The sequence below is a fragment of the Sphingomonas parva (ex Maeng et al. 2020) genome (assembly GCF_004564275.1).
GTDB classification, from domain to species: Bacteria; Pseudomonadota; Alphaproteobacteria; order Sphingomonadales; family Sphingomonadaceae; genus Allosphingosinicella; species Allosphingosinicella parva.
Map to the genome: position 1 here is coordinate 32,695 of NZ_SPDV01000012.1, position 25,993 is coordinate 58,687.

The 25,993-nt window shown below is 69.3% G+C and carries 25 protein-coding genes, 1 tRNA gene and 1 pseudogene; 15 read left to right on the forward strand and 12 right to left on the reverse strand.

What is annotated here, in order from left to right; genetic code table 11:
• Positions 1–12 precede the first annotated feature (12 nt).
• The 4 genes from E2493_RS07845 to E2493_RS07855 form a co-directional block, all read right to left on the reverse strand.
• A complete protein-coding gene (locus E2493_RS07845; protein WP_225421223.1) occupies positions 13–1,119 on the reverse strand; it encodes an FAD-dependent oxidoreductase in 1,107 nt (368 codons plus the stop codon).
• Between the two features lie 61 nt (positions 1,120–1,180).
• Positions 1,181–1,342: a hypothetical protein gene (locus E2493_RS21160; protein WP_167737444.1), complete on the reverse strand. Its 162-nt coding sequence runs from the start codon at positions 1,340–1,342 to the stop codon at positions 1,181–1,183.
• A 146-nt stretch (positions 1,343–1,488) separates the two neighbouring features.
• Positions 1,489–2,016, reverse strand: coding sequence for an ATP-dependent protease subunit HslV (gene hslV / locus E2493_RS07850; protein WP_135085460.1), 528 nt, complete (start codon positions 2,014–2,016; stop codon positions 1,489–1,491).
• Positions 2,017–2,131: 115 nt separating this feature from the next.
• Positions 2,132–2,208, reverse strand: a tRNA-Pro gene (locus E2493_RS07855).
• Positions 2,209–2,410: 202 nt separating this feature from the next.
• On the opposite strand from E2493_RS07855, the gene yajC reads away from it, so the two are divergent.
• The 4 genes from yajC to E2493_RS07875 are packed head-to-tail and all read left to right on the forward strand — an operon-like array spanning position 2,411 to position 5,703.
• Entirely contained in the window at positions 2,411–2,746 is a 336-nt protein-coding gene (gene yajC / locus E2493_RS07860; protein ID WP_135085462.1) for a preprotein translocase subunit YajC, read from the forward strand.
• A 1-nt stretch (position 2,747) separates the two neighbouring features.
• Positions 2,748–4,337, forward strand: a complete 1,590-nt coding sequence (gene secD / locus E2493_RS07865) for a protein translocase subunit SecD (RefSeq protein ID WP_135085464.1) — start codon at positions 2,748–2,750, stop codon at positions 4,335–4,337.
• Between the two features lie 10 nt (positions 4,338–4,347).
• Positions 4,348–5,316 (forward strand): protein translocase subunit SecF, encoded by a 969-nt coding sequence (gene secF / locus E2493_RS07870; RefSeq protein WP_135085466.1) that lies wholly within the window; start codon positions 4,348–4,350, stop codon positions 5,314–5,316.
• 6 nt (positions 5,317–5,322) lie between these two features.
• Entirely contained in the window at positions 5,323–5,703 is a 381-nt protein-coding gene (locus E2493_RS07875; protein ID WP_135085468.1) for an Mth938-like domain-containing protein, read from the forward strand.
• A 45-nt stretch (positions 5,704–5,748) separates the two neighbouring features.
• Here E2493_RS07875 and E2493_RS07880 read toward each other — a convergent pair whose 3' ends face one another.
• On the reverse strand, positions 5,749–6,915 hold the full coding sequence (locus E2493_RS07880; protein ID WP_135085470.1) for a glycosyltransferase: 1,167 nt from the start codon (positions 6,913–6,915) through the stop codon (positions 5,749–5,751).
• Positions 6,916–7,021: 106 nt separating this feature from the next.
• Here E2493_RS07880 and E2493_RS07885 point away from each other — a divergent pair, with 106 nt between their 5' ends.
• The 5 genes from E2493_RS07885 to E2493_RS07905 all read left to right on the forward strand — a co-directional run bounded on the left by E2493_RS07885 (position 7,022) and on the right by E2493_RS07905 (position 13,055).
• On the forward strand, positions 7,022–7,816 hold the full coding sequence (locus tag E2493_RS07885; RefSeq protein WP_135085472.1) for an outer membrane protein assembly factor BamD: 795 nt from the start codon (positions 7,022–7,024) through the stop codon (positions 7,814–7,816).
• 108 nt (positions 7,817–7,924) lie between these two features.
• A complete protein-coding gene (gene recN, locus E2493_RS07890; protein ID WP_135085474.1) occupies positions 7,925–9,583 on the forward strand; it encodes a DNA repair protein RecN in 1,659 nt (552 codons plus the stop codon).
• Positions 9,580–10,293, forward strand: a complete 714-nt coding sequence (locus tag E2493_RS07895; RefSeq protein WP_135085476.1) for a dienelactone hydrolase family protein — start codon at positions 9,580–9,582, stop codon at positions 10,291–10,293. Before recN ends, E2493_RS07895 begins: the two co-directional genes overlap by 4 nt.
• Before the next feature lie 84 nt (positions 10,294–10,377).
• Positions 10,378–12,519, forward strand: a complete 2,142-nt coding sequence (gene ligA / locus E2493_RS07900) for an NAD-dependent DNA ligase LigA (RefSeq protein ID WP_135085478.1) — start codon at positions 10,378–10,380, stop codon at positions 12,517–12,519.
• A gap of 83 nt (positions 12,520–12,602) precedes the next feature.
• Positions 12,603–13,055 (forward strand): hypothetical protein, encoded by a 453-nt coding sequence (locus tag E2493_RS07905; protein ID WP_135085479.1) that lies wholly within the window; start codon positions 12,603–12,605, stop codon positions 13,053–13,055.
• 82 nt (positions 13,056–13,137) lie between these two features.
• Here the strand turns inward: E2493_RS07905 and E2493_RS07910 are convergent, their stop codons facing one another.
• From E2493_RS07910 to E2493_RS22225, 3 genes and pseudogenes are all read right to left on the reverse strand, one after another.
• A complete protein-coding gene (locus tag E2493_RS07910) occupies positions 13,138–14,100 on the reverse strand; it encodes a 50S ribosomal protein L11 methyltransferase (RefSeq protein ID WP_135085480.1) in 963 nt (320 codons plus the stop codon).
• Complete coding sequence (locus E2493_RS07915) at positions 14,090–14,797, reverse strand: SDR family NAD(P)-dependent oxidoreductase (RefSeq protein ID WP_135085481.1); 708 nt, start codon at positions 14,795–14,797, stop codon at positions 14,090–14,092. Before E2493_RS07915 ends, E2493_RS07910 begins: the two co-directional genes overlap by 11 nt.
• A 164-nt stretch (positions 14,798–14,961) precedes the next feature.
• A pseudogene (locus tag E2493_RS22225) lies at positions 14,962–15,696 on the reverse strand (methyl-accepting chemotaxis protein); the annotation flags it as partial.
• Between E2493_RS22225 and E2493_RS22230 the strand changes: the two are divergent.
• The 4 genes from E2493_RS22230 to sdhA all read left to right on the forward strand — a co-directional run bounded on the left by E2493_RS22230 (position 15,677) and on the right by sdhA (position 18,966).
• Entirely contained in the window at positions 15,677–16,264 is a 588-nt protein-coding gene (locus E2493_RS22230; protein WP_404828301.1) for a hypothetical protein, read from the forward strand. The pseudogene E2493_RS22225 and the gene E2493_RS22230 overlap by 20 nt on opposite strands.
• Before the next feature lie 134 nt (positions 16,265–16,398).
• Entirely contained in the window at positions 16,399–16,791 is a 393-nt protein-coding gene (gene sdhC / locus E2493_RS07925) for a succinate dehydrogenase, cytochrome b556 subunit (RefSeq protein WP_135085482.1), read from the forward strand.
• Between the two features lie 5 nt (positions 16,792–16,796).
• Entirely contained in the window at positions 16,797–17,186 is a 390-nt protein-coding gene (sdhD, locus tag E2493_RS07930) for a succinate dehydrogenase, hydrophobic membrane anchor protein (RefSeq protein ID WP_404828302.1), read from the forward strand.
• Positions 17,179–18,966 (forward strand): succinate dehydrogenase flavoprotein subunit, encoded by a 1,788-nt coding sequence (gene sdhA, locus E2493_RS07935; RefSeq protein ID WP_135085486.1) that lies wholly within the window; start codon positions 17,179–17,181, stop codon positions 18,964–18,966. The genes sdhD and sdhA overlap by 8 nt, the downstream gene beginning before the upstream one ends.
• 301 nt (positions 18,967–19,267) lie before the next feature.
• On the opposite strand, the gene metH is transcribed toward sdhA, so the two are convergent.
• The 4 genes from metH to E2493_RS07955 form a co-directional block, all read right to left on the reverse strand.
• Positions 19,268–21,898 carry a methionine synthase gene (gene metH, locus E2493_RS07940; RefSeq protein ID WP_135085488.1) on the reverse strand — a complete coding sequence of 877 codons (2,631 nt, stop codon included), beginning with the start codon at positions 21,896–21,898 and terminating at the stop codon, positions 19,268–19,270.
• A gap of 78 nt (positions 21,899–21,976) precedes the next feature.
• Entirely contained in the window at positions 21,977–23,023 is a 1,047-nt protein-coding gene (locus tag E2493_RS07945; RefSeq protein ID WP_135085490.1) for a homocysteine S-methyltransferase family protein, read from the reverse strand.
• Positions 23,020–23,949 (reverse strand): methylenetetrahydrofolate reductase, encoded by a 930-nt coding sequence (metF, locus tag E2493_RS07950; RefSeq protein ID WP_135085492.1) that lies wholly within the window; start codon positions 23,947–23,949, stop codon positions 23,020–23,022. Before metF ends, E2493_RS07945 begins: the two co-directional genes overlap by 4 nt.
• Positions 23,946–24,902: an ArsR/SmtB family transcription factor gene (locus tag E2493_RS07955; RefSeq protein ID WP_135085494.1), complete on the reverse strand. Its 957-nt coding sequence runs from the start codon at positions 24,900–24,902 to the stop codon at positions 23,946–23,948. Before E2493_RS07955 ends, metF begins: the two co-directional genes overlap by 4 nt.
• 249 nt (positions 24,903–25,151) lie before the next feature.
• Here E2493_RS07955 and E2493_RS07960 point away from each other — a divergent pair, with 249 nt between their 5' ends.
• Complete coding sequence (locus tag E2493_RS07960) at positions 25,152–25,427, forward strand: hypothetical protein (protein WP_135085496.1); 276 nt, start codon at positions 25,152–25,154, stop codon at positions 25,425–25,427.
• 106 nt (positions 25,428–25,533) lie between these two features.
• Positions 25,534–25,812, forward strand: coding sequence for a hypothetical protein (locus E2493_RS07965; protein WP_135085498.1), 279 nt, complete (start codon positions 25,534–25,536; stop codon positions 25,810–25,812).
• Positions 25,813–25,993: the final 181 nt, after the last annotated feature.

Genomic DNA, 25,993 nt, shown 5'->3' on the forward strand with positions numbered 1-25,993 from the left:
GGCGCGGCCAAATCAAGCGGTGCAGCGCAACCCCTCGAACAGAGCCTGGTGGCGGCGGAGGATCCGCGCGGTGGTCGCCGGATCGGGCTCGAGCGACCAGTCGCCGAGCCCGAATGTGCCGCCGAGGATGATGCCGTCGGCACGCGGGAACATGTAGCCGGCGCTGCCGGTGAAGGCGTAACGCACCTCCGGCTGCGGCAGCAGGATGGCGAGCTGGCCGCGCGCCGGCTGGAGTGCCTCGTCGCCGAACAAAGCGCGGGCGCCGAGGCCGGTGCAGTTGAACACGAGCCGTTCGGGAAGCGCCGCGATCGCGGCCGGGCTGTCGAACGATCGCACCGCGATGCGGCCGCCGCTGCTCTCGACGTCGCGGATCAGCTGCCGAAGGAAACGGCCGGTCTCGACGTAAAGCGTGTCGTAGCGGACGATGCTCTCGACCGGGAACGGATGCTCGCCCCGGCCGAGCACCCGGTTGACCGGCGGGAAGGTGGGCAGCAGCTTCCACTCGGGCGCGCTCGCCTCGGTGTAGGTGGGCAGCCAGCGGATGCCGTAATCGTCGCCGATCATGATCTGGAAGCGCCGCCAGCTGTAATCGGCAGCGGCGCGGAACTGCGCGCGCCATTCCGGCGTCACCGCGTCCTCGCGGAAATGGCCGAACGGGTGGAACTGGCCGCCGGCGACGTTGGACGTGGTCTCCGGCGGCAGCGCCGCCGCGTAGAGCGTCACAGGGAAGCCGGCCTCCTGCACCAGCCGGGCGGTGGTGAGCCCCATCACGCCGGCACCGATCACGGCGACGGCGCCCTGATGTTCCGGCAGGCCGAGGGCGGTCGCCAGCCGGGCGCTGCCCCAGCTCAGCGTGATCCCGGCGCCGCCATGGCCGTAATTGTGGACCAGCCTCTTGTCGCCGAGCGCCTCGGCGCGGACGACGAAGCCCGGCGCGCGATAGGGGCGCAGCCCGACCGCGGTGCGGATCAGCCGGCTTTCGGAGACCTCGACCGGCGGAAGGCAGCCGGTCGGCGCGGCGGCGGGAGGCGTGGCCCCCGTCGTCGCGCAGCCGGGCAGCAGCAGCCCGCCGGCGCCGAGCGCGGCGGAGGCGAGCAGGGTGCGGCGGTCGGTTTCCACACGGCCACGATAGAGAGTTTTCGCGCCGGGTCGATGGCCGGCGCTCCAGCCCTGCCGCCCGTCAGGCGAGGATCGGGCGGGGCTCTTCCTCGGGCAGCTTCGCCGCGGCCTCGGCCTCGCGAAGCCGCAGGATGATGCTGCGGACGATCAGGCCGGGGATCGGCCGCCCGGTGGCGGCGATGGCTTCGATATCGGCGAGGTCATTGTCGCTGATCGGGGACATGGAGATCTCCCAGCTGGCCGGGCGACCCCACTCGTCGCCCGCCACCTACGCAGATATACGATAGCGGCGTCAAAAGATCGTTAACCTAGCGCAACGTCGCCGATCGCGCGCCGCCGTGCGATACCCCTCCGCCCCGAAGCCAGCCCTCATCCGGCGGTGTCGACCGTCTCCACCGTCAGATTCTCGTTGGTGTAGACGCAGATGTCGGCGGCGATCTTCATGCCCTTGCGCGCGATCGTCTCGGCGTCCTGCTCATAATCGAACAAAGCGGTGGCGGCGGCGAGCGCGAAATTGCCGCCCGAGCCGATCGCCGCGACGCCGGTCGCCGGCTCGAGCACGTCGCCATTGCCGGTGAGGATCAGGGTCGCCTCCTTGTCGGCAACGATCATCATCGCTTCGAGGTTGCGCAGATATTTGTCGGTCCGCCAGTCCTTGGCGAGCTCGACTGCGGCGCGCATCAATTGGCCGTGGTGCTGCTCGAGCTTGCGCTCCAGCCGCTCGAACAGGGTGAAGGCGTCGGCGGTCGCGCCGGCGAAGCCGGCGATCACCGAGCCGTCGCCGATCCGCCGGACCTTGCGCGCATTGGGCTTGATCACGGTCGATTGCAGCGAGACCTGGCCGTCGCCGGCGATCACCGCCTTGCCGTTCTTCCGTACCGAGACGATCGTCGTCATGATTGCTCCGCGTGTGTTGCGCGCTCCATGTGGGAGCAAGGCGCAGGCGCTGCAATGCGGCGACGCGCCAGGCCCGGGCGGGCCCCGCGAACGGACAGCGGCGAAGAAGGAAAAATGGTCGGGGCGACTGGATTCGAACCAGCGACCCCCACACCCCCAGTGTGATGCGCTACCAGGCTGCGCTACGCCCCGACCGATCGGGCCGGGATTTCCCGGCAACCGAAGCCGCGCCTCTAGAACCGCCGGCGTCAGAGCGCAAGCCGGACGATGCGCCCGCCGCGCCGGCGCGCCCTTTCCCGGCGGCTGCTTGCACAATCAGCCGAACGCATGTTAACCGCCCGCCACTTTATCCGGATGCTTGTTCCAGCGCCGGTCCCTCACCAGGTAAGATCCCATGTTCGCATCGCCTGCTTATGCATCGACCGGCGCCGCCGCCGCTTCCGGGGGCGGGGCCATCATCGCCCAGGTCCTCCCGCTCGTCCTGATCTTCGTCGCCTTCTGGTTCCTGCTGATCCGTCCGCAGAGCAAGAGGATGAAGCAGCATCGCGACATGATCGGCGCGGTGAAGAAGAACGACACGGCCGTCACCACCGGCGGCCTGATCGGCAAGGTGACGCGAGTCGACGAGACCGAGGTCGAGCTCGAGATCGCGCAGAACGTCCGCGTCCGCGTGATCAAGACGATGCTGAGCGAGGTCCGCCCGCACGGCACCAAGCCGGCGAACGACTGACATGCTCGATTTCCCGCGCTGGAAAGTCTGGGGCATCAGCCTCCTCTGCCTGATCGGCGTGCTGCTCGCCGTGCCGAGCCTGCTGCCCGAGTCGCAGGTCGGCAAATGGCCGGCCTGGCTGCCGAGCGCCCGCATCAACCTGGGCCTCGACCTCGCCGGCGGCAGCCACCTGCTGCTCGAGGCCGATACCAGCGACGTCGCCAAGCAGCGGCTCGAGAAGATGGAGGACCAGATCCGCGTCGGCCTGCGGCGGGAATCGACGCCGATCGAGATCGGCGAGATCTCCAACGCCGGCGGCCGGCTGACCTTCATGGTTCGCAACCCGGCCCAGATCGACGCCGCGGTCGACTTCGCGCGCCGCCAGACGCAGCCGGTCGGCCTCGGCCCGCGCGACTGGACGGTGAACGTTCTCGACCAGAACCGGATCGTAATGGCGCCGACCCAGGCCGGGCTCGAGAAGGCGCTGAACGACGCGATGGCGAGCGCGCGCGAGGTCGTCTACAACCGCATCGATCCGAGCGGCACCAAGGAAGTGACCGTGATCCGCCAGGGCGCGCAGCGGATCCTCGTCCAGGTTCCGGGCCTCCAGGATCCGGAGGGCCTGAAGGCGCTGATCGGCAAGACCGCGCGCCTCGAGTTCAAGATGGTCGACGAGAATGCGACCCGCGACCAACTGATCCAGGGCCGCGCCCCGATCGGCAGCCAGGTCCTGCCGATGCAGGGCGGCGGCGCGATCGCGGTCAAGCGGCGGGCGATCGTCACCGGAGACCAGCTCACCGACGCACGCCAGAGCTATGACCCCCAGACCAACGCACCGGTGGTCAGCATCTCGTTCGACCAGTCCGGCGCCAAGGCCTTCGCCCGCGTCACCCGCGAGAATGTCGGCAAGCCGTTCGCGATCGTCCTCGACAACATCGTCCTCTCCGCGCCGACGATCAACGAGCCGATCCTCGGCGGCGGCGCGATCATCTCGGGCAATTACACGGTCGAGACCGCCAACCAGCTCGCCGTCCAGCTCGCCTCGGGCGCGCTGCCGGTCGAGCTGCGGGTGATCGAGGAGCGGACGATCGGCCCGGAGCTCGGGCGCGATTCGATCTACTGGGGCACGATCGCGGCGGCGGTCGCCACCGCGGCGGTGATCCTGTTCATGCTGATCACCTACGGCCGCTTCGGCGTCTATGCGATGATCGGCCTGATCCTCAACGCGCTGATGATCCTCGGCATCATGGCCGTGTTCGGCGCCTCGCTGACCCTGCCAGGCATCGCCGGCTTCGTGCTCACCATCGGAGCCGCGGTCGACGCCAACGTGCTGATCAACGAGCGAATACGCGAGGAGCTGCGAAGCGGCCGGAAGGTGCGCGACGCGATCGAGGCCGGCTATCGCGAGGCGAGCACCGCGATCTTCGACGCGAACATCACCAACGTCATCGCGGCGGTGATCATGTACACGTTCGGCACCGGCCCGATCAAAGGCTTCGCGGTCGTGCTCTCGATCGGCATCGTCACCTCGGTGTTCACCGCGGTGAACGTCACCCGCATGCTGGTTGCTCTGTGGGCGCGCCGCGCGCGTCCCACCGAACTCCATATCTAGGAACGCCCCGATGCGCCTCCTCAAGCTCGTCCCGGACAATACCAACATCAACTTCATGCGCTGGCGCAACGTCGCGCTGGTGCTGTCGATCATCGTCACAATCGCCTCGATCGCCCTGGTCGGGGTACGCGGCCTGAACCTCGGCGTCGATTTCGTCGGCGGGCAGATGATCACCGTGAAGTTCGAGAAGAAGGCGCCGATCGAGGACGTCCGCGCGACCGTCAGCGGGCTCAACGTCGGCGATGCGAGCATCCAGGAGTTCGGCGACCCCAACACCCTGTCGATCCGCATGGGTCTTCCCGAAGAGGGCGGGGACGCGGCCGCCGCCGCCGTGGCGTCCAAGGTTCGCAAGGCGATCCAGGCGAAGCATGCCGACGCCAAGTTCGCGGTCGACAGCGTCTCGGGCAAAGTCTCTAACGAGCTCTACAAATGGGGCGCGATCTCGGTGGCGCTGGCGATGCTCGGCATCGCCGTCTACATCTGGTTCCGCTTCGAATGGCAGTTCGGCGTCGGGGCGCTCCTCACCCTGTTCCACGACGTCTGCATGACGATCGGCTTCTTCTCGCTGACCCAGCTCGAGTTCAACCTCAACGTCGTCGCGGCGATCCTGACCATCGTCGGCTATTCGCTGAACGACACGGTGGTGATCTACGACCGGATTCGCGAGAATCTGCGCAAATACCGCAAGATGGACATCGTGCCGCTGCTCAACCTCTCGCTCAACGAGACGCTGTCGCGCACGATGGTGACCTCGCTGTCGATCATGTTCGCGCTGCTCGCGCTGCTGCTGATCGGGCCGGAGGTGATCTTCGGCCTGACCATCGCGATCCTGCTCGGCATCTTCGTCGGCACCTATTCTTCGATCTACATTTCCTCGCCGGTCCTGGTCTGGCTCGGCGTCAGCGCCGACAGCTTCCTGCCCAAGACCAGCGCCGGCGCGCCCGGCGCCGAGCGGGTCGCGAGCCTCAACGAAGGGTGATAGGGGATGCCGCGGCTCGACCGCGATCCCGATTCCCCGCAGGGGCCGCTGGTCCAGGGCTTCGCCGCGGGCGGCTTCTCGGTCGACGGCAGTGTCTATCCGGCCGTCTTGCTGACCCCGGAATGGGCGCAGGCCTGGCGCGCTCCGGCGGTCGCCGACCTCGCCGAAAGCGACCTCGCGCCGGTGCTGGCGCTGAACCCGGCGCCCGAGTTCATCCTGCTCGGCACCGGCCCGACGATCCGCTTCCCGGCCCGCGCGCTGATCCGCAGCCTCGAGGCGCGCGGCGTCGGCGTCGAGGTGATGGACAGCCGCGCCGCGGCGCGGACCTGGGGCCTGCTGCGCGCCGAGGAACGCTGGATCGCCGCCGCTCTGATGCCGCTCGCCTAGGCGATCATAATCCTCCCCATGGGCTCCGCCCACAGGGAGGATTAGTCAGGTTGCCGCTGCTACGGCGCTGAGATGCTCGAACAGGGCGTCGCTGTTCTTTTCCCAGCCGAACCTCTCGGCGCTTCTGCGCACCCGTTCCTGGGCGGGCGGGGCGGCGAGAAGCGCGGCGATGGCGTTTGCGAGGTCGGCGGAGTTTGGCGCGGCCAGAGTGCCTGCTTCGGGGCGATCGATCACCTCGCGGGCGCCGCCGACGTCGGTGATCACCACAGGCGTGCCGCAGGCGAGCGATTCCAGCCAGACGTTGGCGAGGCCCTCCCGCTCCGACGGGAGCACCATGACGTCGGCGGCGGCGAGCAATGCCGGAAGCTCGGCGTGCGGGCGGTTGCCGAGGAAGCGCACCCGGTCGGCCACGCCAAGCGACGCGGCACGCGTCTCGAGCCGACGCCGTTCGGGCCCATCGCCGACCAGGATCAGATGGACGCCGGGCAGGGTGGCGAGCGCCTCGATCACCAGATGCTGGCGCTTGAGCGGGATCAGCGCGCCGACGGAGGCGATCAGCGGGCCGTCGATACCGAGTGCCGCCTTCGCCTCCGTCCGGTCGCGCGGCGCGAAGAGGGCGAGATCGACGCCGGTGTGATGGACCAGGATCCGATCCTCGGGCATGCCGAGGGCCGCCATGTCGGCCTTCAGCGCAGCGCTGACCGCGAGCAGGCCGCCGGCCGCGTACGCCGCCTCGACGATCTGACCGCGGACCTCCGGCCGGGTGCCCCAATAATGCACGTCGCTGCCCCGGGCCTTGACCGAGAAGGGGATGCCGAGCGCCCGCGACAGGTGCATCGCCGCGACGCCGTCGGGCCAGAGGAACTCGGCGTCGATCACGTCGAACGGAAAGCGGGCGCGGATGCGGCGGAGGCACGGCAGGGCGGCCGCGGCCAGCGCGCGGCCCGAGCGCGCCGCAAGGCCGGGTCCGACACGGAAGCGCGGGCGATGGACGGCGAGACCGTTCCATTCCTCCTTGCGCGGCAGCGCGCGCCGGTCGCGGTAATGCGGATGGAGCGAGAGCGGCCAGGGCGGAAGCCCGACGCCGGCGACGACCTCCACCGCCGCATCGGCGCGGGCGGCGAGACCGAGCGTCTGCCGCTCGACGAAGACGCCGAACGTGGGCCGTCGCGCGTCCGGGAAGAGGGTCGAGAGGGTGAGGACGCGCAGCATTCGCGCCCGCTCTACAAGCGAACCATTAAACCGCGGGTCATCGCCCGAACGCCAACCCCTCCGTATCCGCTTGGCCCCGGCCAAACCCTCCGTTAAGAAGCCGTCCATGCTCCGTTCCTCGACACGTCCGATTGCCGCCGCCGTGATGCTGGCGATGGTTCTCCCGCTCGCCGCCTGCGCCAGCAACGGGAAGAAGACCCGCGCCGACACGCAATATGTCGCCCGCGACGTCACCACCCTCTACAGCCTCGCCAAGCAGCGGCTGGACGGCGGCCAATATGCGATGGCCGCGGCGCTGTTCGACGAGGTGGAGCGGCAGCATCCTTATTCCGTCTGGGCGCGGCGCGCGCAGCTGATGAGCGCGTTCAGCTATTACGCGGCGCGCGACTATACCAAGTCGATCGAATCCGCCCGGCGCTTCCTCTCGATCCATCCAGGCAACCGCGACGCGCCCTACGCCCATTATCTGATCGCGCTCTCTTATTACGAGCAGATCGAGGACGTGACCCGCGACCAGCGGACCACCCGCCAGGCGCTCGACGCGCTGAACGAGCTGGTCCGCCGCTACCCGACGACGCGCTACGCCGCCGACGCGCGGCTGAAGATCGATCTCGTCCGCGATCACCTCGCCGGCAAGGAGATGGAGGTCGGCCGCTTCTACCAGCGCCGCGCCCAGTGGCTGGCCGCGGTCAACCGCTTCCGGGTGGTGATTGACGAATATCAGACCACCAGCCACGCTCCCGAGGCGCTGATGCGGCTGACCGAGAGCTATCTCGCGCTCGGCATCCCCGAGGAAGCGCGCCGCGCCGCGGCCGTGCTCGGCGCCAATTATCCGAACACCAAATGGTATGAGCGCGCCTACGAGCTGGTGCAGAAGCACGCACCGGCCCCTGCCGCTTGAGGTGCGCTTCCGGCGCCGTCCCGGGGAAAGCCGGGATTTCCCGGAAGGTCACGACATTGCTCGCCGAGACCCCGGCCTTCGCCGGGGTGACGGCCTGAGGGGGCCGTCATGCTGACCGGGCTTTCCATCCGCGACGTCGTCCTGATCGAGAGCCTGGACCTGGAGTTCGGCCCCGGGCTCGGCGTGCTGACCGGCGAGACCGGCGCCGGCAAATCGATCCTGCTCGACGCGCTCGGCCTGGCGCTCGGCGCCCGCGCCGACAGCGGCCTCGTCCGCACCGGCCAGGCGCAGGCGGTGGTCAGCGTCAGCTTCGAGCTGCCCGCCGGCCATGCCGCGCACGAGCTGCTGCGCGAGAACGGCCTCGCCGGCGAGCCGGGCGAGCCGCTGGTGATCCGCCGCATCGTCAAGGCCGACGGCGGCAGTCGCGCCCTGGTCAACGATCAGTCCGCCTCGGTCGGCCTGCTGCGCGAGCTCGGCGCCAGCCTGGTCGAGATCCACGGCCAGCACGACGACCGGGGTCTGCTCAACGCGCGCGGCCACCGCGCCTTGCTCGACACGTTCGGCGGAATCGACACCCGCGAGGCGGAGCGGCTCTACCGCGGCTGGCGCGAGGCGGAAGACGCGCTCGCCCGCGCCCGCGACGCGCTCGATGCAGCGGAGCGTGACCGCGAGTTCGTCGAGCATGCCTCGGCCGAGCTCGGCCGCCTGGCGCCGCAGGCCGGCGAGGAGGAGGAGCTGGCCGCGCTCCGCGCCAATATGCAGAAAGGCGCGCGGCTTGCCGAGGACATCGCCGCAGTCGGCCAGTATCTCGACGGATCGGACGGCGGCCTGTCACTGCTCCGCCAGGCCGCGCGGCGGCTCGAGCGGATCGCCGACCAGCACGATCGGCTCGGCGAGGCGCTCGCGGCGCTCGACCGGGCGCTGATCGAGGCGTCCGATGCCGAGGACCGGCTCGCCGAAGCGGCGGACGCGCTCGCCTACGATCCGGCCCGGCTCGAGGAGGCGGAAGCGCGGCTGTTCGAAATCCGGGCGGTGGCGCGCAAGCACCGCGTAGATCCCGATGCGCTGCCGGCGCTCGCCGAGGAGCTCGCCGCCAAGCTGGCGGCGCTAGAGGCGGGGACGCGCAGCCTCGACCGGCTCGAGCAGGCGGTGGCGGAGGCGCATTCCGCCTATCGGGCCGCCGCCGCGGCGCTTTCCGTGCAGCGCCACGCCGCCGCCGAGCGACTCGACGCCGCCGTGGCGCGCGAGCTCGCGCCGCTGAAGCTCGATGCCGCCCAGTTCCGCACGGTGGTCGAGACGCTGGCCGAGGCGCAGTGGAGCCCGCTCGGCCAGGACCGGGTGGAGTTCGAGATCTCGACCAACCCCGGCGCGCCGTTCGCGCCGCTCGCCAAGATCGCCAGCGGCGGCGAGCTCTCCCGCTTCATCCTGGCGCTGAAGGTGGCGCTGGCCGAGCGCGGCGGCGCGGCGACGATGATCTTCGACGAGATCGACCGCGGCGTCGGCGGCGCGGTGGCGAGCGCGATCGGCGAGCGCCTTCATCGCCTCTCCGACAGCGCGCAATTGCTGGTCGTCACCCACAGCCCGCAGGTCGCCGCGCGCGGCAACCGCCACTTCTTCATCGAGAAGAGCCACGGCCTCGTCACCCGCACCAGCGTCCAGTTGCTCGACGACAGCCGCCGGCGCGAGGAGATCGCGCGCATGCTCTCGGGTGCCGAAGTGACCGACGAAGCCCGAGCGCAGGCCGGACGGCTGCTGGAGGCGGCATGATCACGACGCGGACCGTCGGCCACGCGCACGACGGCACCGCGCTGGAGGGGGTGCTCGCCGTCGACCAGGGCGCCGGACCGCGCCCCGCGGTGATCGTGCTGCACACGTTCGCGGGTCGCGGCGAGAACGAGGTCGCGGTGGCCGGGCGGCTCGCCGGCCTCGGCTATGCCGGCTTCGCCGCCGATCTCTACGGCAAGGGCGTGCTCGGCCGGACGCGCGAGGAGAGCTCGGCGCTGATGCGGCCGTTTCTCGACGACCGGGCGAGGCTGCAGGACAGGATGCTGGCGATCGTCGAGGCGGTGCGGGCGCTTCCCGAAGTCGACGCGACCCGGGTGGCGGCGATCGGCTATTGCTTCGGCGGGCTGTGCGTCCTCGATCTCGCCCGCACCGGCGCCGACGTGCGCGGCGTCGCCAGCTTCCACGGCCTGTTCGGCGCGCCCGGCAACCGGGAGGGGACGCCGATCCGGGCGAAGGTCGTCGCCTATCACGGCTGGGACGATCCGATGGTGCCGCCGGAGGCGGTCACCGCCCTCGCCGCGGAGCTGAGCGCCGCCGGCGCCGACTGGCAGATCCACGGCTACGGCGGCACGATGCACGGCTTCACCAACCCCAAGGCCAACGCGCCGGAGAACGGGGTGCTGTACAATGCGGTGGCGGCACGGCGCTCGTGGGAAAGCCTCAAGCTGTTCCTCGCGGAGTGCTTTTCCTAAATCGTCATCCCGGCTTTCGCCGGGATGACGAGAATAAGGCTCCGGCGTCTTCTTCCCCGCCGCGCTTCTTGTTATCGCGGCGTCATGACCGACCTCGAAGCTGCCGCCGAGCTGGAGAAGCTCGCCCGCGAAATCGCCCATCACAACCGGCTCTACCACGACCAGGACGCGCCGGAGATCAGCGATGCCGATTATGACGCGCTGGTCCGGCGCAACGCCGCGCTCGAGGCGGAATTCCCGTACCTGGTGCGCGAGGACAGTCCGTCGCGCCAGGTCGGGGCGGCGCCGAGCGGCCCCTTGCGCAAGGTGCCGCACGCACTGCCGATGCTCAGCCTCGACAACGCCTTCTCGGCCGAAGACGTCGAGGATTTCCTCGGCCGCGTCCGGCGCTTCCTGAAGCTCTCCGACGATGCCGAGATTGCGCTCACCGCGGAGCCGAAGATCGACGGCCTGTCCTGCTCGCTGCGCTACGAGCGCGGCGTGCTGAAGCTCGCCGCCACCCGGGGCGACGGCGCCCAGGGCGAGGACGTCACCCAGAACGTCCGCACGATCGGCGACATACCGGAACGGCTGCCCGGCGACGTGCCCGCCGTGTTCGAGGTGCGGGGCGAGGTCTACATGTCCAAGGCGGATTTCGCGGCCTTGAACGCGCGCCTGAAGGCGGAGGCCGAGGCGAAGGCGGGACCGGACCACGAGGGCGAGCTCAAGTACCGCCAGTTCGCCAATCCGCGCAACGCTGCCGCGGGGTCGCTGCGCCAGATCGACGCCTCGGTCACCGCCGCGCGCCCGCTGCGCTTCCTCGCCCATGGCTGGGGCGAGGTCTCGGCCCTGCCCGCCGAGACCCAGCTCGGCGTGATGGCAGCGATCGAGACCTGGGGGCTGCCGGTCTCGGAGGATCTGAAGCGCTTCACATCGGTGGAGGATCTCCTCGCCCATTATCGCGGCATCGAGAGCCGCCGCGCCGACCTGCCGTTCGACATCGACGGCGTGGTCTACAAGGTCGATTCGCTGGAGCTTCAGCGCCGGCTCGGGCAGGTGGCGCGGGCGCCGCGCTGGGCGATCGCCCACAAAGTCCCCGCCGAGCGCGCCGAGACCCTGCTCGAGGCGATCGAGGTCCAGGTCGGCCGCACCGGCAAGCTGACGCCGGTCGCGCGGCTGACCCCGGTGACCGTCGGCGGCGTCACCGTCACCAATGCCACCCTCCACAATGCCGACGAGATCGCCCGGCTCGGCGTTCGGCCCGGCGACCGCGTGCTGATCCAGCGCGCCGGCGACGTCATCCCCCAGGTGCTGCAGAACCTGACCCCGGACGCGGAACGGCCGGCCTATGTCTTCCCCGACCATTGCCCCGAATGCGGATCGGAGGCGGTGCGCGAGGAGGGCGAGGTCGACGTGCGCTGCACCGGCGGGCTGGTCTGCCCGGCGCAAAGGGTGGAGCGGCTCCGCCACTTCGCCTCGCGCCACGCGCTGGACATCACCGGACTCGGCATCACCAACATCGAGGACTTCTTCCGCGACGGCATCATCGCCTCGCCGGCCGACATCTTCCGCCTGCACGAGAAGCGCGAAACGCTGCTGTCGCGCGAGCGCTGGGCGGAGACCAAGGTCGACAATCTGCTGGCCGCGATCGACGAGCGCCGCCGGCCGCCGCTCGACCGCTTCCTGTTCGCGCTCGGCATCCGCCATGTCGGCGAAGTGACCGCGCGCGATCTCGCCCGTCGCTACGGCACGTTCGAGGCCTGTCGCGAGATGATCGACCGCGCGCGGGCGGCCAGGGCGGACGTGACCCAGGCGCTCGGCGAGAGCGACGACAAGTTCCGCCAGCGCCGCGACGCCGCGGCGGCGGCGGTGATCGAGACGCCGGGCGTCGGCGGCGAGGTGGCCGGCGCGCTGATCGACTTTTTCGAGGAGCCGCACAATCGCGCGGTGGTCGACGATCTGCTCGCCGCCGGCGTCGCCCCGAGCGCGCTCGTCTGGGAAACCAAGGAAAGCCCGGTCTCCGGCAAGACGCTGGTGTTCACCGGCAGCCTCGAGACGCTGTCGCGCGACGAGGCCAAGGCGCAGGCCGAACGGCTCGGCGCCAAGGTCTCCGGATCGGTCTCCGCCAAGACCGACCTGCTGGTCGCCGGTCCCGGTGCCGGCTCGAAGCTCAAGAAGGCGCAGGAGCTCGGCATCGAGGTGATCGACGAGGCCGGGTGGAACGCGATCGTCGCGTCATCCTCCTGAAGACGCGCATTTTTTGCGCGGGTGCATTGCCTGGCTAACACAGTCGGTGCTATGGCTCCCGGGTCAACAGGGGAACAGGCGGCATGCGCACCGAGATCGTCGATCATGAACTGAAGGCGCAAGCCTATACGGTCGAGGTGCTCGGTCCGGAGACTCCGCCGCCGGTTCTGGAGCGTCTCCACGCCCTGGTCCGCAAGGGCTATCGGCCGGAGATCGGAAAGGACACCGAGACCGACATCATCGTCCTGCGTCACCTCGGCAAGGCCCCCGATCTGGTCCTGCACAGCGACGGGCTGGTCGAACCTTATGGGGGCCGCTGGGCGCGCCACAAAAGGCACATCGTGCCGCCGGTGCCGTTCGGCGCCGCCGACCTCGGCGAGCAGCTGCGCTTCATGCGCTTCCTGGACACCATTCCGCGCGCCAGCCTGCGCGACCGCACGCGGCGGTTCCGGCACAAATACGTCTACTTCCCGGTGGTGTTCGCGATCCTGCTCGGCATCCACCTCGCCTTCACGGCGATGATCATCGACGGTTGATGATCAGGTGCAGCCTGCTCCCAGCAGGCTGCAGTCGTGCCGGGGGCACGACGGCCTGATCATTCCCCGCGAGCGGGGAGGATCAGCGCCAGCCGAGCGACTTGCGCTTGCGCATGACCAGGGTCGGCCATTCGCCATGCTGGACGCGGAAGCCCAGCATCAGGCCGTGCCGGCGGTAGGCGGCGGCGACCGCTCCGGCGTGGCTGTCGAGCAGGCCGGCGAGGATCAGCCGGCCGCCGGCTTCCAGCGCCTTGGAGACCGAGGGCGCGAGCTCGATCAGCGGCCCGGCGAGGATGTTGGCGATGATCAGATCGTAGGGCGCGCGCTGGCGCAGCCGGCCGTGCTCGAGCCCGGCGGCGACAGCGAGCTCGACATGGCCCGGGCCGCGGCCGACGCGGATCTGGTTGATCGCCGCATTCTCCTCGGTGACCTCGATCGAGACGGGATCGATGTCCGACGCGGCGGCGCGCGCAGTCGGCCACAGGCGCATCGCCGCGAAGGCGAGCAGGCCGGTGCCGGTGCCGAGGTCGAGCAGGTTTGAGACGCGGATGCCCTGGTCCTTGAGCTTGCTGAGAGCGACGAGGCAGCCGCTGGTCGTCTCGTGCTGGCCGGTGCCGAAGGCGCGGCCGGCATCGATCTCGAATGCGATCGAATCGGCCGGCACCTTGTCGCGATGGGCCGGCGTGTGGACGAAGAAGTGTCCGGCCTGGATCGGCTCCAGGCCCTGCTGGCTGAGCGTCACCCAGTCGCGCGCCTCGACTCTCTCCACGGTCGGGGCAGCGCCGGCGGAGCTCGGCGCCAGCGCCTGCAGCATCGCCAGCATCTCGGCCGTCGGCTCGGCGGCGAAATAGGCGTCGAGCCGCCATTCGTCGGGCCGCGCCGGATCGGGCTCGCTCGACATCAGCACCGGTGGCTCGTCGAGCAAGGCGAGCGGCGAGATGTCCTCCTGCAGCGCCTCGGCCTCGGCCTTGGAGCAGGGCAAGGAGGCCTTCCAGCTGCCGGCCCCGTCCTCGGCCTGCTCCGCCGTCCGCGACCTAGCGGACATAAGAGGCGCCGTTGACGTCGATCACCGCGCCGGTCGCCGAGTCCGGCGCATCGATCGCGAACCAGCGGACCGTCTCGGCGACCTCGTCGACGCCGGCGACGCGGCCGAGCGGGATATCGGCGAGCAACTTGTCGCCGCCGCGGCTCTCCAGATAATCCTCGGCCATGCCGGTCATGGTGAAGCCGGGGCAGACCGCGAAAGCGAGGATGTTCTCGGCCGCATAGCCGCGGGCGATCGACTTGGTCATGCCCATCATGCCGGCCTTGGACGCGGCATAATGCCAATGGTTCGGCGAATCGCCGCGATAGGCGGCGCGGCTGGCGACGTTGACGATCCGTCCGCCCTGGCCGTGGTCGCGGAAGTGGCGGACGGCGAGGCGGCAGAGCTCGGCCGCGGCGGTGAGGTTGACGCGCATCGTCCGCTCCCAGGCGGCGACCCATTCGTCATGCTCGGCCTGGATCGGCGCCGGCTCGAAGATGCCGGCATTGTTGACCAGCACGTCGATCCGCCCGCCGAGCCGCTGCAGCGCCTCGCTCCACAAGGCCTCGGCGGCGCCGGGCCGGTCGAGATCGGCGGCGATCATGCCGTCGCCGCCGCGGGTGGAGTGGCCGACGACATTGTGGCCGGCGAGCGAGCCGAGGATCGCTTCGCCGATGCCCCGGCTGGTGCCGGTGACGAGGATGTTGCGCTGGGTCATGTGCCGCGGACTAGCGGCAGCGCGGGACGGTTGGAAGGGGGTAGGGGCCCTCACCCTCCCACCCGGCTGCGCCGGGCGGGCCCCTCCCTCTCGCCTGAAGGGAGAGGGGGGCTGGGCCTGATCGTCGCCCCCTCTCCCGCTTGGGGAGAGGGAGGGTGAGGGACCTAGGCCGCGAAGCCGTTGACGAACTGGGTGGTGGCGGCCTTGAAGCGGGCCATCTGCTCGTCGACATGGCCGAAATTCTTCGTCAGCCCGTCGATCTCGCTGGCGACCGTCTCGGTGTCCTGCCGGATCGCGGCGATCGTCGAGGACATCGAGTCGGCGGCGAGGGCGGTCTCGTCGACGGCGGCGGTGATCATCGTCACGGTCTGCGCCTGCACCTCCATCGCCTCGCGAATGCGGTCGGCGGAATGCTGGACCTCCTCGACCGTGGTCTGGATCGAGCCGTTGGCGGCGAGAGTCGACTTGGCGGCCTGCTGGATGGCGGCGATCTTGCCGGCGATGTCGTCGGTCGCGCGCGCCGTCTGGCTGGCGAGCGACTTCACCTCCTGGGCGACGACGGCGAAGCCGCGGCCGGCGTCGCCGGCGCGGGCCGCCTCGATCGTCGCGTTGAGCGCGAGCAGGTTGGTCTGGCCGGCGATGTCGCGGATCAGGCCGAGGATCGATTCGATCGCGCCGACGTGGGAGGAGAGCGCCTGGCTGACCTGGACGGCCTGGAAGGCTTGGTCGCCGGCGCGAGTCGCGACGCCGGCGGCGACCTCGACCTCGTTGCGGGCGTCCTCGATCGCGCGGATCAGGCCCGCCGCGGTCTGGGCGGCCTCGCGCATGGCGAGCGCCGACTGCTCGGCCGCCGCGGCGACCTCGCTGGTCTTGCCGAGCATGCCCCGCGCCGCCGCCGAGGCGTCGGAGGCCTGGGCGCGCAGCATCTGGCTGTCCGAGGCGGTGCGCTCGGCGACGCTGACGATCTCCTTGCTGAACTGGGCGGAACTGGGCGGCGAACACCTCGGCCTCGAGCAGGGTGCAGGCGGTGAGGCAGCGGCCGAAGCGGGCGAGGCGCTCGACATCCTCTCCGGTGTCCTCGATGACGACGGCATGCGCTTCCTGCGCGGCGGCGCTGACCGAGGAGAGCAGGGTGGTGAGCGAGATGTCGCGCTTCGCGGCGTCGCGGATGAAGCCGGCGGCGGTGTCCGCCCATGCCTGCCCGCTCAGATTGCTGTGCTTGGTGACGAGATAGGCCTGGATCATCGGGACGAGCGTGTCGAGCTCTTCGGCGGTGAATCGCGTCGGCCCGACATGCGCCTCGCCGAGATGCGTGACGAACGCCCGGGCGATCCGCTCGCCCTGGGCGGTGAACAGCGCGACCAGCTCGCGACAGCCCTCGGTCAGGCTCCCATCCGGATCGAATCGTCCGATCCGCTCCTGCAGCTGCACCGCCCCCTGTTCCGTCGCCATGAATATCCCCGTTGATCAGACCTGGTCCGAAAGGCCACTTTCCTGAAGCCAAAGGTTTAACATCGCGTTAGCCATCGGGACCGCATCGCCCGCTTGTCTCCCGCTCCTCGCTTTCCTAAGAGCGGCCGGTCTTCAGGGAGCTTCGCCTCATGCACCGCAATCCATCGCGTCCGCTCTCGCCGCATCTCACGATCTGGCGATGGGGGCCGCACATGCTGGTCTCGATCCTTCACCGCGTGACGGGGAGCGGCCTCGCCACGATCGGCGCCGCCGCCCTGGTGTGGTGGCTGGCCGCGGCGGCGAGCGGCCCCGAGGCCTATGGGACCTTCGTGTCCTGGGCGACGAGCTGGATCGGCATCGTCATCGGGGTCGGCCTTTCCTGGGCCTTCTTCCAGCACACGCTCTCCGGCATCCGCCACCTGGTGATGGACATCGGCGCCGGCTTCGAGCTGTCGACCAACAAATTCTGGGCGAACATGACCCTGGTCGGCTCGGCACTGCTGACCGCCTTGTTCTGGTTCGTCGTCCTGGGGGTGAAGTGATGCGGATGGAAACCCCTCTCAGCCGCGTCCGCGGCCTCGGCTCGGCCCGCTCGGGCGCGCATCACTGGTGGCTGGAGCGGCTGACCTCGATCGCGGCGTTCGTGCTGTTCGTATGGCTGATCGCCTCGATCCTGCGGCTGCCCTCGCTCGACTACGGCACCGTCACCGCCTGGCTGCGCGATCCGATCGCCGCCGTGCCGATGCTGCTGCTGATCGTCACCACCTTCTGGCATCTGAAGCTCGGCATGCAGGTGGTGATCGAGGACTATGTCCACGAGGAGGGCATGAAGCTCTTCTCGATCGTGCTGCTCAACTTCTTCACGATCGCGGGCGCCGCGCTCGCCTTCTTCTCTGTGCTCAAGATCGCCTTCGGCGGGGACGCTTCCAATGGCTGAGGCCTACAAGATCATCGACCATGCCTATGACGTCGTCGTCGTCGGCGCCGGCGGCTCCGGCCTCCGCGCGACGATGGGCGCCGCCGAAAAGGGCCTGAAGACCGCCTGCATCACCAAGGTCTTCCCGACCCGAAGCCATACCGTCGCGGCGCAGGGCGGCATCGCCGCCTCGCTCGGCAACATGGGCCCGGACCATTGGACCTGGCACATGTACGACACGGTCAAGGGCTCCGACTGGCTCGGCGACCAGGACGCGATCGAATATCTCTGCCGCGAGGCGCCGGCCGCGGTCTACGAGCTCGAGCATTTCGGCGTGCCGTTCAGCCGCACCCAGGAAGGCCGCATCTACCAGCGCGCGTTCGGCGGCATGATGCAGAACATGGGCGCCGGCCCGCCCGCGCAGCGCACCTGCGCCGCCGCCGACCGCACCGGCCACGCCATGCTCCACGCGCTCTACCAGCAGAGCCTGAAGTACGACGCCGATTTCTTCATCGAATATTTCGCCATCGACCTGATCATGGAGAATGGCGAATGCCGGGGTGTGATCGCCCTGTGCATGGAGGACGGCACGATCCACCGCTTCCGCAGCCATGCCGTGGTGCTCGCCACCGGCGGCTACGGCCGCGCCTATTTCTCGGCGACCTCGGCCCACACCTGCACCGGCGACGGCAATGCGATGGTGCTGCGCGCCGGCCTCCCGCTGCAGGACATGGAGTTCGTCCAGTTCCACCCGACAGGCATCTACGGCGCCGGCGTGCTGATCACCGAAGGCGCGCGCGGCGAGGGCGGCTACCTGACCAACTCCGAGGGCGAGCGCTTCATGGAGCGCTACGCGCCGAGCGCCAAGGATCTCGCCAGCCGCGACGTCGTCTCGCGCTCGATGGCAATGGAGATCCGCGAGGGCCGCGGCGTCGGAAAGGAGAAGGACCATATCTACCTTCACCTCGACCATATTGACGCCAAGATCCTGGCCGAGCGTCTGCCGGGCATCACCGAGACCGGCAAGATCTTCGCCGGCGTCGACCTGACCCGCCAGCCGCTGCCGGTGGTCCCGACCGTCCATTACAACATGGGCGGCATCCCGACCAATTATCACGGCGAGGTGGTGACGCTGAAGGACGGCAATCCGGACAGCGTCGTCCCCGGCCTGTTCGCGGTGGGCGAGGCGGCGTGCGTCTCGGTCCACGGCGCCAACCGCCTCGGCTCGAACAGCCTGATCGATCTGGTCGTGTTCGGCCGCGCCACCGGCCACCGGCTCGGCGACATCGTCAAGCCGGGCAGCGCGCTCCCGCCGGCGCCGAAGGGCTCGGAAGAGTTCGCGCTCTCGCGTCTCGACCGCTTCCGCTTCGCCAAGGGCGGCAGCCCGACCGCGACGATCCGCAACCGCATGCAGCGCACGATGCAGGCCGATTGCGCGGTGTTCCGCACCGAGGCGACGCTCGAGGAAGGCAAGACGCGGATCGACGAGATCTACAAGCAGATGGCGGATATCGACGTCACCGACCGCAGCCTGGTCTGGAACACCGATCTGATCGAGACGATGGAGCTCGACAATCTGATCGGCCAGGCGGTGGTGACGATGCACAGCGCCGCCAACCGCAAGGAGAGCCGCGGCGCGCACATGCACGAGGATTATCCGAACCGCGACGACGTCAACTGGCTGAAGCACACGGTGACGTGGTTCGATCAGGGCAAGGTGACGATCGATTATCGCCCGGTGCACGAATACACGCTCACCGACGAGATCGAGTACATCAAGCCCAAGGCGCGCGTGTACTGAGGCGCGCCACGCGCTGAATCACAAAGGCCGTCGCAGCGGGTGCTGCGGCGGCCTTCTGTTTGCCTCCCCTACAAGGGGAGGGGGACCAGCCGTAGCCGAAGGCGGAGGCTGGTGGAGGGGCGTCAGCGTCCGTCAGCACGCTGTGCGCAATTGACCGCGCTGACACCCCTCCGTCGCGCTTCGCGCGCCACCTCCCCTCAATGGGGAGGATGTGCCCGGCCATGCGCGCGTGGGTGGGTCTCGGGACCCCCTCCACCACGCCGCTGCGCGGCGTGGTCCCCCTCCCCGCGAGCGGGGAGGATCAATCCAGGTTCGGGCGGAGCCAGCGCTCGGCTTCCTCGACGCTCACCGCGCGCCGCGCCGCATAATCCTCGAGCTGGTCACGGCCGATCCGCGCGACGCCGAAATACTGGCTGTCGCGGTGGCCGAAATAGAATCCCGACACGGCGGACGTCGGCCACATCGCGAAGCTCTCGGTCAGCGTCACGCCGGCCGGTTCGCCGCCGAGCATCTCGAACAGCACCGGCTTCAGGCTGTGATCCGGGCAGGCCGGATAGCCGGGCGCGGGGCGGATGCCCTGATAGGTTTCCCGGATCAGGTCGGCATTGGTGAAATGCTCGTCGGCATAGCCCCAGACGCTGGTGCGGACATGGGCGTGGAGCACCTCGGCGAAGCTCTCCGCGAGCCGGTCGGACAGCGCCTTGAGGAGAATGTCCGAATAATCGTCATTCTCGGCCTTGAAGCGCTCGAGGTGCGGCTCGAGGCCGTGGATGCCGACGGCGAAGCCGCCGATCCAGTCCTCGCCGGCGGGATCGATGAAGTCGGCGAGGCACATGTTGGCGCGGCCCTCGCGCTTCTTCACCTGCTGGCGGAGGAAGGGAATGCGAGTCTCCTCGTTGCTGGCGAGGACGTGGACGTCGTCGCCGTCGCGGCGGCAGCGCCACAGGCCGACGGTGCCGCGGGCGACCAGCCAGTGCTCGGCGATGATCCGGTCGAGCATCGCCTGGGCGTCCTTGAACAGCGAGGTCGCGCTCTCGCCGACGATCGGATCCTCGAGGATCGCCGGATAGGTGCCGGCCAGCTCCCAGGCGCGGAAGAAGGGCGTCCAGTCGATCGAGGCGCGCAGGTCGCGGATCGGCCAGTCGTTGAAATGCTGGATACCGGGACGCTGCGGCGCCGGCGGCTTCCCGTCCGGATCGAAAGCGAAGGCGTTGGCGCGCGCCTCGGCGAGCGGCGAAAGCTCGCTGTGGCCGCGGCCGGCGCGAGTCTCGCGCACCTGCCGATAGTCCTCCGCCGTTCGCGCGACGAGCGGCTCGCATTGCGTCTCCGAGACGAGGGACGACGCGACGCCCACCGCCCGGCTGGCGTCGAGGACGTGCAGCACCGGCCCTTCGTAGGCAGGATCGATCTTCAGCGCGGTATGGACCTTGCTGGTGGTGGCGCCGCCGATCAGCAGCGGCAGGGTCATGCCCTCGCGCTGCATTTCGGTCGCCACCGTCACCATCTCGTCCAGCGACGGCGTGATCAGGCCGGAGAGGCCGATCATGTCGGCCTGGTTCTCGTTCGCCGCCTTGAGAATCTCCTGCCACGGCACCATCACGCCGAGATCGATCACCTCGAAGCCGTTGCATTGCAGGACGACGCCGACGATGTTCTTGCCGATGTCGTGAACGTCGCCTTTCACGGTCGCCATCACGACCTTGCCCTTGCCCTGGGTGGCGCCGTTCTTCTCCTTCTCCTCCTCGATGAACGGGATGAGGTGGGCGACCGCCTTCTTCATCACCCGGGCGGACTTCACCACCTGCGGCAGGAACATCTTGCCCGAGCCGAACAGGTCGCCGACGACGTTCATGCCGTCCATCAGCGGCCCTTCGATGACGTGGATCGGACGATCGGCCCGCTGTCGCGCTTCCTCGGTGTCCTCGACGACGAACGCGTCGATGCCCTTGACCAGCGCGTGCTCGAGCCGCTTTTCGACCGGCCAACCGCGCCATTCGGCCGCTTCCTTCTCCTTGGCGGGATCGGAGCCGAGATATTTCTCGGCGAGCGTCACCAGCCGCTCGGTCGCATCGTCCCTGCGGTCGAGGATCACGTCTTCGCAGGCCTCGCGCAGCTCCGGATCGATCGAATCGTAGACGTCGAGCTGGCCGGCGTTGACGATCGCCATGTCGAGCCCGGCCGGGATCGCGTGGTAGAGGAAGATCGAGTGCATCGCGCGGCGCACCGGCTCGTTGCCGCGGAACGAGAAGCTCAGGTTCGAGAGACCGCCGGAGATGTGGGCATGCGGACAGCGCGCCTTGATCTCGCGGCAGGCCTCGATGAAGTCGAGCGCGTAGCGGCGGTGCTCGTCGATCCCGGTGGCGATCGCGAAGATGTTCGGATCGAAGATGATGTCCTCGGGCGGGAAGCCCTCGCGGACGAGGAGATCGTAGGCCCGACCGCAGATCTCGACCTTGCGGGCCTTGGTGTCGGCCTGGCCGGTCTCATCGAACGCCATGATCACCACGGCGGCGCCGTAGGCGCGAACCTTGCGGGCGAGGCGGAGGAACTCCTCCTCGCCTTCCTTGAGGCTGATCGAGTTGACGATCGGCTTGCCGGAGACGCACTTCAGCCCCGCCTCGATGACGCTCCATTTCGAGCTGTCGATCATGAACGGAACGCGGGCGATGTCGGGCTCGGCCGCGATCAGCTTGAGGAAGGTCGTCATCGCCGCCTCAGCGTCGAGCAAGCCTTCGTCCATGTTGATGTCGATGACCTGGGCGCCGTTCTCCACCTGCTGGCGAGCGACCTCGACCGCGGCGGCATAGTCGCCGGCCATGACCAGCTTCTTGAAGCGGGCCGAGCCGGTGACGTTGGTGCGCTCGCCCACGTTGACGAAGCTGGAGGAGGCGGTGTCGGCGGCGGTGTCGGTGGTGAGGGCGGTGGCGGTCATGAAATGGGCAATCTCGGATGTTCGTGCGAGGGAAGACTCCCCCTCTCCCGGCCTCTCCCCTGAAGGGGAGAGGGGCGATCAGGCGGCGATGGTCATCGGCTCGAGGCCGGCGAGGCGGGTGACGTTGCCGATCGTGGGGATCCGGCGTGGCGCGGCGCCGGCCACGGCTTTGGCGATCGCGGCGATATGCGCCGGGGTGGAGCCGCAGCAGCCGCCGAGGACGTTGACCAGCCCCTGCTCGGCCCAGCTGCGCACGAAGGCGGCGGTCTGCTCCGGCAGCTCGTCATAGGCGCCGAGCTCGTTCGGCAGGCCCGCGTTGGGATAAGCCATGATCAGCGCGTCCGCGACCTGGGCGAGGGCCTGGACGTGCGGCCGCAACTGCTGGGCGCCGAACGAGCAGTTGAGCCCGATGGTGAGCGGCCGGGCGTGCCGGACGGCGTACCAGAAGGCCTCCACCGTGTGCCCCGAGAGGTTGCGGCCGGAAAGATCGGTGATCGTCATCGAGATCATCAGCGGCACGTCGCGGCCGAGCCGCTCGCTCGCCTCGATCGCCGCGACGATCCCGGCCTTGGCGTTCAGCGTATCGAAGATCGTCTCGATCAGGATGAAGTCCGCACCGCCTTCGAGCAGCGCCTCGGTCTGCTCGAGATAGACCTCCTTCAGCCCGTCGAAATCGATCTCGCGATAGCCGGGATCGTTGACGTTCGGGGACAGGGACAGGGTCTTGTTGGTCGGGCCGATCGCGCCGGCGACGAAGCGCGGTCGGCCATCGGCGGCTTCGGCGGCATCGGCGGCCGTGCGGGCGAGCCGGGCCGAGGCGCGGTTGATGTCCTGGACGAGGTGCTCCGCGCCGTAATCGGCCTGGCTGATCCGGTTGGCGCTGAACGTGTTGGTCGAGACGATGTCGGAGCCGGCGGCGAGATAGGCGCGGGTGATCGCATCGACGATGTCCGGCCGGGTGAGGGCGAGGATGTCGTTATTGCCCTTCTGGTCGCGCGCCAGGCCGAGATCGCCTCGATAATCGGCCTCGGTCAGCTTGCGGTTCTGGATCTCGGTACCGAAGGCGCCGTCGGTGAGCAGGATGCGCTCCGCCGCGGCCCGGGTGAATCTGTCGCGCGCGCTCATGCCGCCTGCTCCTGCTGGTCTGCTTTCGGGCGGAGGCCAAGAAGATGGCAGATCGCGTAAGCGAGCTCGGCCCGGTTGAGGGTGTAGAAATGGAAATTGCGGACGCCGCCCGCGTAGAGCTGACCGCAGAGCTCCGCCGCGACTGTCGCGGCAATCAGCTGGCGCGCGGCCGGGAGATTGTCGAGGCCTTCGAACAGCCGGTCCATCCAGGGCGGGATGCCGGCGCCGCAGGCGGCCGCGAACTTGCGGGTCTGGGCGACGTTGGACACCGGCAGGATGCCAGGCACGATCTCGGCGCCAATTCCTGCCGCCGCCGCCTCGTCGCGAAAGCGGAAGTAGCTTTCGGGCGAAAAGAAGAACTGGGTGATGGCGCGATCGGCGCCGGCGTCGATCTTGCGCTTCAAATTGTCGAGGTCCGACTGCTTGCTGACCGCCTCCGGATGGACCTCCGGATAGGCCGCGACCGAGATCTCGAACGGCGCGATGCGCTTCAGCCCCTCGACCAGCGCGGCGGCGCTGGCATAGCCTTGCGGGTGCGGCGCGAACGGGCGGCCGAGCTCGGGCGGATCGCCCCGCAGGGCGACGATGTGGCGGACCCCGGCGTCCCAATAGGCGCGGGCGACCTCGTCGATCTCGCCCCGGCTCGCCTCGACGCAGGTGAGATGCGCAGCGGGCGCCAGGCTCGTCTCCTGCGCGATCCGGGCGACGGTGTTGTGGGTACGCTCGCGGGTCGAGCCGCCGGCGCCGTAGGTGACGGAGACGAAGCGCGGCGCCAGCGGCTCCAGCGTCTTCACCGACTCCCAGAGCGTCTGCTCCATCTTCTCGGTCTTGGGCGGGAAGAATTCGAACGAAACGGCGATATCGCCGGCGACGTCCTCGAACAGGGGCTTGCGCCAGCTGGCGATGCCGGGGGCGAGACTGCTCATGCGACGACCTTCAATTTGGCTTCGGGCCGTTCGCCGGCCCAGATGGTGACGGTGAGCTCACCGCCTTCGAGATGCTCGATGACGCGGGCGTCGAGGCCGGCGTTCTGCAGATAGCGGAGCATCGCCTCGTCGGAGAAACCGAGACGGGCGTGGGCGTCGCGGGTGCGCAGCTCCTCGCGCTCGTGCGCGGCGAAATCGACGACGAGAAGTCGTCCGCCCGGCGCGAGCAGCCGCGCCGCCTCGGCGACCGCGGTCTCCGGCTGCTGCGCGAAATGGAGCACCTGGTGGAGGATCACGGTATCGGCCGAGCTCTCGGCCAGCGGCAGCGCGTACATGTCGCCCTGGCGAAGCTCGGCGGCGGGAAGCCCCGCCTCGGCGAGCTTGACCCGCGCGAGCCGCAGCATTTCCGGCGAGCGATCGACGCCGAGCGCCTGGCTCGCCGCGGGCCCGAACAGAGCGATCATCCGGCCCGTGCCGGTGCCGATATCGACGAGCCGCCCGATCGGCCGCTCGGCGAGGGCACGGGCGATCGCGGCCTCGACCTCGCTCTCGGCGATGTGGAGCGAGCGGATCTCGTCCCAATCCTTGGCATGGGCGGCGAAATAGCGCTCGGCGGCGGCGGCGCGATCGGCCTGCACCGCGGCGAGACGGGCGGCGTCGGCGCGTGCCCACCCTTCGTCGGGGTCGATCCCGGCCCAACGATCGAGCAGGTCGAAGAGCGGACCGACGCGCTCCTCCGCGCCGAGGCTGAGGAAGACCCAGCTTCCCTCCTTGCGCCGCTCGACGAGCCCGCCGTCGATCAGGATCTTCACGTGGCGCGAAACACGCGGCTGGCTCTGCCCCAGGACCTGGGCGAGCTCGCCGACCGAGAGCTCCATGGCCCGCAGCAGCGTCAGGATGCGCAGCCGCGTGGGATCGGCGAGGGTGCGGAATATCTCGGATGGGAGGAGCATAGATAAGGATATAAAGATATCTTTATATGCCGGTCAAGGACCTGCGCGCGGATCGCGAGCGATCATTCCGCGCAGCGCGGTTTCATGGTTACAGACGCGTAAAAAACGGTTCAGCGCAATTGCTTACCAAACCGGTAGACATACTGTTCCTGCTTTTGTACACAACGCGACGCTGGAGAGCCGGTTGGGCGCAAGCCACGGCACCTCGCCCAGCGGATCATCAGCAGCTCCAATTGGAGGGGAAATTTCATGAAGAAAATTGGTCTCACCCTGGCCGCCGTCGCGGCCCTTGGCGTCGCCGCTTGCTCGGGCTCGAACACCGAGACGACCAACAACACCACCGACCTCAACGTCACCGAGACCGAGGCCGGCACCGACGTCAACGTCTCGGCCAACGAGGCCGGCGCCGTCGACGCCACCAACAACGCGCTCGACGCGGCCGGCAATGCTCTCGAGAACGCCGGCAACGGCATCGAGAACGCTGCCGAGGACGTTGCCAACGCCGCGAGCAACGCCGCTCACTAAGTCCTGACGGACCTGGAAGCGAAGAGGGTCGCGCACCGCCTGGTGCGCGGCCCTTTTTATTTGCGCGCGCATGCGGCAAACACGCTGGAAAGAGGAAGGAGCCACCATGCGCACGATCATCGGAACCGGACTTGCGGCGGCCGCACTCCTGCTGACCGGCTGCGGCGGCGGCGATTCCAGCGCCCCGACTGCCGAGGAGAGCGAAGAGCTGAACAATGCCGCGGAGATGCTCGACACGAGCGCCGACAGCCTGGCCGTCGAGAATGCCCCGCTCGGCAACGGGGATGTGCCGGCGGCCGTGCCGGAAGGTGCGAATGTCTCCGATGAGGCGCCGGGCAATGCGGCGGCGAACCCGCTGCCGCCCGAGGCGACAACCGCGCAATAAGGCGTTCGCCGCCGGGCACGAAGAAGGGGCCGGAGCGCTGCCGCTCCGGCCCCTCTTTCGTTTGCACTGGACTGCGCGGGCCAAGCTCGCGCCGGCGTCGGACCGGTTCGGCGGCTTGTGCCGCCGCCCGGCCGGCCGGGCCAAGACGAGTCCTCCGCCGGCCGAGCCGGCGGAGGCCGTC